The sequence below is a fragment of the Pseudomonadota bacterium genome, assembly GCA_022361155.1.
GTDB lineage: Bacteria > Myxococcota_A > Polyangia > Polyangiales > JAKSBK01 > JAKSBK01.
This window is the reverse complement of sequence record JAKSBK010000035.1, coordinates 1-4188: the sequence shown is the minus strand read 5'-3', so window position 1 is coordinate 4188 and position 4188 is coordinate 1. Positions and strand designations below refer to the sequence as shown.

The window sequence follows — 4188 nt, the reverse complement described above, 5'->3', positions numbered from 1 at the left end:
TTGCGTCATGCTTCGCACACCGCACCAAGCGTGCCGGACACCACCGCAGCTCATTTCGCACACTTACGCTACCGGTGGTGGCGAAAGTGCCGGCGCACGCCGGCGGACGCCAACCCGGGTCAGGTCGGCCCCGGTGGTCACAGATCGCATCCGGCCGGCTGGTGACGGACGATGTTGACGCACTGATCATGGCGCGAAAGGTTTTCTCTTCGCAGGTAGACGCCTCGTACCTCCACGCGATTCGGAGTTTCGTGGCAGGTGGTGGTGGGGTCGTCGCCGAGTACGATGGAGCTGCGCTCTTTTTTGACGACTTCGTCCCCGGACTAGCAATCATATCCAACCTGGAACCTGCGCTGCGACTGTTCGAAGGAACGGTGGCGGGTGGCGGCATCCCCCTCCCCTTCGAAGACTCCACGATCCACGTTACCGACGCGACTCATCCGCTCATGCTGGGGGTGCCCGCCAGTTTTTTTGACGGCCCGAAGCTCGCATTCGCGCTGACGAACTTGGATAGCCGCCTCCGGCCAGTGGCCGAATTTGTTTCCACCGATTTCGCGGAAGAAGTCCCGCTGGGAACGTACCCGGCCGTGCTCGCAGGACGTTGTGGTTCAGCTCGCGTGGCTCTGTACATGCAAACCCAGTTCCAGTTAACCCTCGTTTCGCCCGTGGCGCAGACGCTCATGCGAAACGCTCTGAGCTGGGTGAGCCAGCCGCCATCAACCGATACCGGATCCGATCCGATGCTCGCGTGCTCCACCACAGACAACGAGCCTCCGGTGGCGGCTGCGGGCCCCGATCGGACCCTCGAGTGCGCTGGAGACACGGCGGTCGCGCGGCTGGACGGCAGCGGCTCCTACGACCCGAACGGCGACCAGCTCGTTTTTGCCTGGACCGGCACATTTCCCGAAGGCGGAGGTGAGGTCGGGGGCATTGACCCGACGATAACGCTGCGCTCGCTTGGAGCCCGCGACATCACGCTGACGGTGTCCGATTCCTCAGGTGCAACGGATGTGGATACTGTGCGATGGACAGTGTTGGACCGCACTGCCCCCATCCCCACCGCGGCGCTCGTGCCCATGCCTGACCAGGACCGAGACGGCGGAGGCGAAGAAGGGGCTCAGCAGGCAGAGGACGAAGCGCTCTTTCGCGTTCGCTACGCCTGTCTTGACGCCTGTGATCCGACTGCGGGCGTGAGCGCGGTCACCCTCAATCGCATCCCGGTAGCCAACGGTCAGCTTGTCGCGCTTGAGCTCGAAGACGAGCAACAGGTCGAACTCGAGGATGGCCGGCTCGAACTAGAGGCACCGTCATTCGAGCTACGTGTACGCTGTCGCGATGCCACGGGCAACGAGGCTGAGGCAAGCGTGATCGCCCCGTTGGGTGGGGCCTTGGATTAGCGTTGGTGTCGGCGTCGGCGCCCCGCAGCCACTCAGACGGATCCAGCTCGCCGTCTTGGCTGACGGTCGGCGGAGTGTGCCGTAGGCCCCGTGGGGTGTCGCTCGCGACGACCATGGTTTCGCGATTGGACGGCTAACAAGGCACCGCTCCTTTGGCTGTCATCCGATGGCTGGTCACCCGCAACTGCCGGGGTCGTAGTGGCCGGTCAGCGGAGCTGGACCGCATGAGCATTCCGTGCTGACTGTATCCTGGCAGACCCAAAAGGTGCGGCGCGCAATACACCACCACGCAAAGTATCTCACACACCTCGTGATCTTCTGGCATGAGCGATGGGTGACGTCTCGGCAGATCTCGGCGAGCGGGGGTTCGAGCGTCGCAGTTGGCATACGCATGGCCTGTTTCAACGGGGCCGCCGCGGAATCGGCGTAATCCAAAGCCTTCGTGACAACACCCACCGTACCGAACTGCATGCTCTTGTCGACGGAGAAATACCAGGACCGATCCGAGGTGCATTTGACATCTTGGCTGTTTCGATAGGTCACGGTCACCTGGATTGCTCGCGGCCCTAGCACGTCCCTTACTTGCTCGTGAAAACCGAGGGACTCCGTGTATTCCCTCTGCTCTCCGATAGGAACCCAGCAACCCCCTTGAACCGGATCCGGCGTGCAGTTCGCGGATCGGTTTTCCTCTGAAACGATGAAGAGCCGCGTTATTGGCGCGCTGCATAGGGGATCGGCAGGAAAACCCGTCAGATCAAGTTTCAACAGGACATCATCATCCGCGGGACCGTTCCGCTTGCTGTTGAACTGGCGCGCGCCACAGTTCGCCACTAGCAGAACCAAAACCGTTCCGGCGACCGCGTTGGATAATTTCGCCATGACTGACCTCGCGGGAGGAGCTTGATGGACGATCATGGAGCTTCATAGTCCACGGTTGTGCGCAGAACCCTGTCGCTTTTCGGGATCGAAAGCTGGCGGCCCACGTATGAGCCGCTGCTGGCTCCAAGGATGCGGAGGTGCTCGGGGTCAACCGCAACCAGCGACAGATCGGCGAGCCGGTTCGCGACAAGGAACATCATCTCGTGATCCGGCTCTCCGAAATCCGATTTGAGAAACCGATGATCGAGCTCTACCCGAAAGACGGCCTGCCGACCGACGATAGTTTGAACGTCATACGTCTTTCGAGATCGGTCGTCCTTGGACCACAAGGCAAGGAGGCCCTGCTTGCCGTTGTAGGCCGCGGTGGGGTAGAGCACGGTGATCTCTACCGGAGTGAAACCGACACCGAAAGCGAAGGACTCGACCCGATGGAAGACTCCATCGCTGATCGGCACGCCGTCAACAGATAGACGGCCCTTGACGGCCGCGGCGTCCCACTGCCTGATATCGAGCTGCCACGAAAACGATGACACCGTCCTCGCAAGCACCTTGCCCAGGGGCCCCCCTTTGGAGTCCGGCTGCAGCCAAAGCGAGAGCCGCGAGTGTCCGATATCGAAAGAGTAGACACCGTCAAGAGTAACTTGGGGATAGCGCAGGGCGATCGAGTTCTAAAAATGCTGGACAAGAGCTTGAAAAGGTGATCGACCCTGTGTGCCGGGCATGGCGTCCGGCCCCAGGAGGTCGGTCGAATGCCACGGACCACACAGGCTCAGAGGGTCGAAGAGGGCAATGAAGCCCAAGCGCTGGATTTTTTTCAACAAACGTTGGGTTCGTTACCCGACCCGCGACGCCCACAAGGCGTTCGCTACCCGTTGCAGACGGTGGTCGTGACGGCGCTGATGGCGATGGTGTGTGGTTGCGACGACGCCGAGTCCATGGAGCTATGGGGCAAGATGCATGAGCCATGGCTCGGCTCCATGCTTCCCGTGCCTCACGGGACGCCGAGCCAAGATGTGTTTCTGTCGGTATTCGCCGCCCTGGACCCTGCAGCCTTTTCGGCGGTGCTTCGTAGCTGGGCCAATCTGTTGGCCGTCCGCTTGCGGGCGACGACCCACAAGCACATCGCGGTCGATGGCAAGACGAGCCGGCGCAGTTTCGACCGAGCCCACGACAAACCCGCGCTGCACACGGTGAGCGCGTTTCTGAGCGAGGCGGGGTTGGTGTTGGGCCAATGCAAAACACGGGACAAGTCCAACGAAATCACGGCCATTCCGGAACTGCTGCAGACGCTCGACTTGCGCGGGGCCACGGTGACGATCGACGCGATGGGCTGTCAGAGCGAGATCGCCAAGACCATCGTGCAAGGCGGCGGTCACTACCTTCTGCAGGTCAAAGACAACCAGCCGACCTTGCGTCAACAAGTGGCCGAGACCTTTGCGGAGGCGGCCGACGAGCGGACCCGGGCACTGGACGAGCAAGCTCGACCCCAGGTGGAACACTCCGTGGACGTCGACAAGGGGCACGGGCGTCTCGAAACACGCTCGGTGGCGGTGTGCCGGGACTTGGCCTGGTTGGTCACCTCCGCGGAGCGTTGGCCTGGGCTGGCTTGTGTGCTGCAGGCCACGCGGGAGCGAACCGACCTGTCCACTGGCAAGACCTCGCGCGAAACCTCGTACTATATCGGCAGCAACCCCGACGCCACCGCCGCGGAAATGGCCCACACCATCCGCCGTCACTGGTCGATCGAGAACGAGCTGCACTGGGTGCTCGACATGGCCTTTCAGGAGGACCACGCCCGCCATCGCGCTCGAAACACCGCCCAGAACATGACCACGCTACGCCACTTCGCACTCAACCTCGTCCGGCGTGATGGCAAACGCAAAGTCGGCATCGCCACCGCCAGAAAGAGCGC

General features: G+C 62.2%; 3 protein-coding genes. 2 read left to right on the top strand and 1 reads right to left on the bottom strand.

Annotation, left to right across the window (positions count from 1 at the left end):
- On the top strand, window positions 1-1397 hold a 1397-nt coding region (locus tag MJD61_01135), incomplete at its 5' end, for a PKD domain-containing protein (GenBank protein MCG8553885.1).
- A gap of 911 nt (window positions 1398-2308) precedes the next feature.
- Here MJD61_01135 and MJD61_01130 read toward each other — a convergent pair.
- On the bottom strand, window positions 2309-2809 hold the full coding sequence (locus MJD61_01130; protein ID MCG8553884.1) for a hypothetical protein: 501 nt from the start codon (window positions 2807-2809) through the stop codon (window positions 2309-2311).
- Between the two features lie 216 nt (window positions 2810-3025).
- On the opposite strand from MJD61_01130, the gene MJD61_01125 reads away from it, so the two are divergent.
- Window positions 3026-4188, top strand: a 1163-nt coding sequence (locus MJD61_01125) for an ISAs1 family transposase (GenBank protein ID MCG8553883.1), incomplete at its 3' end; no start/stop codon positions are given.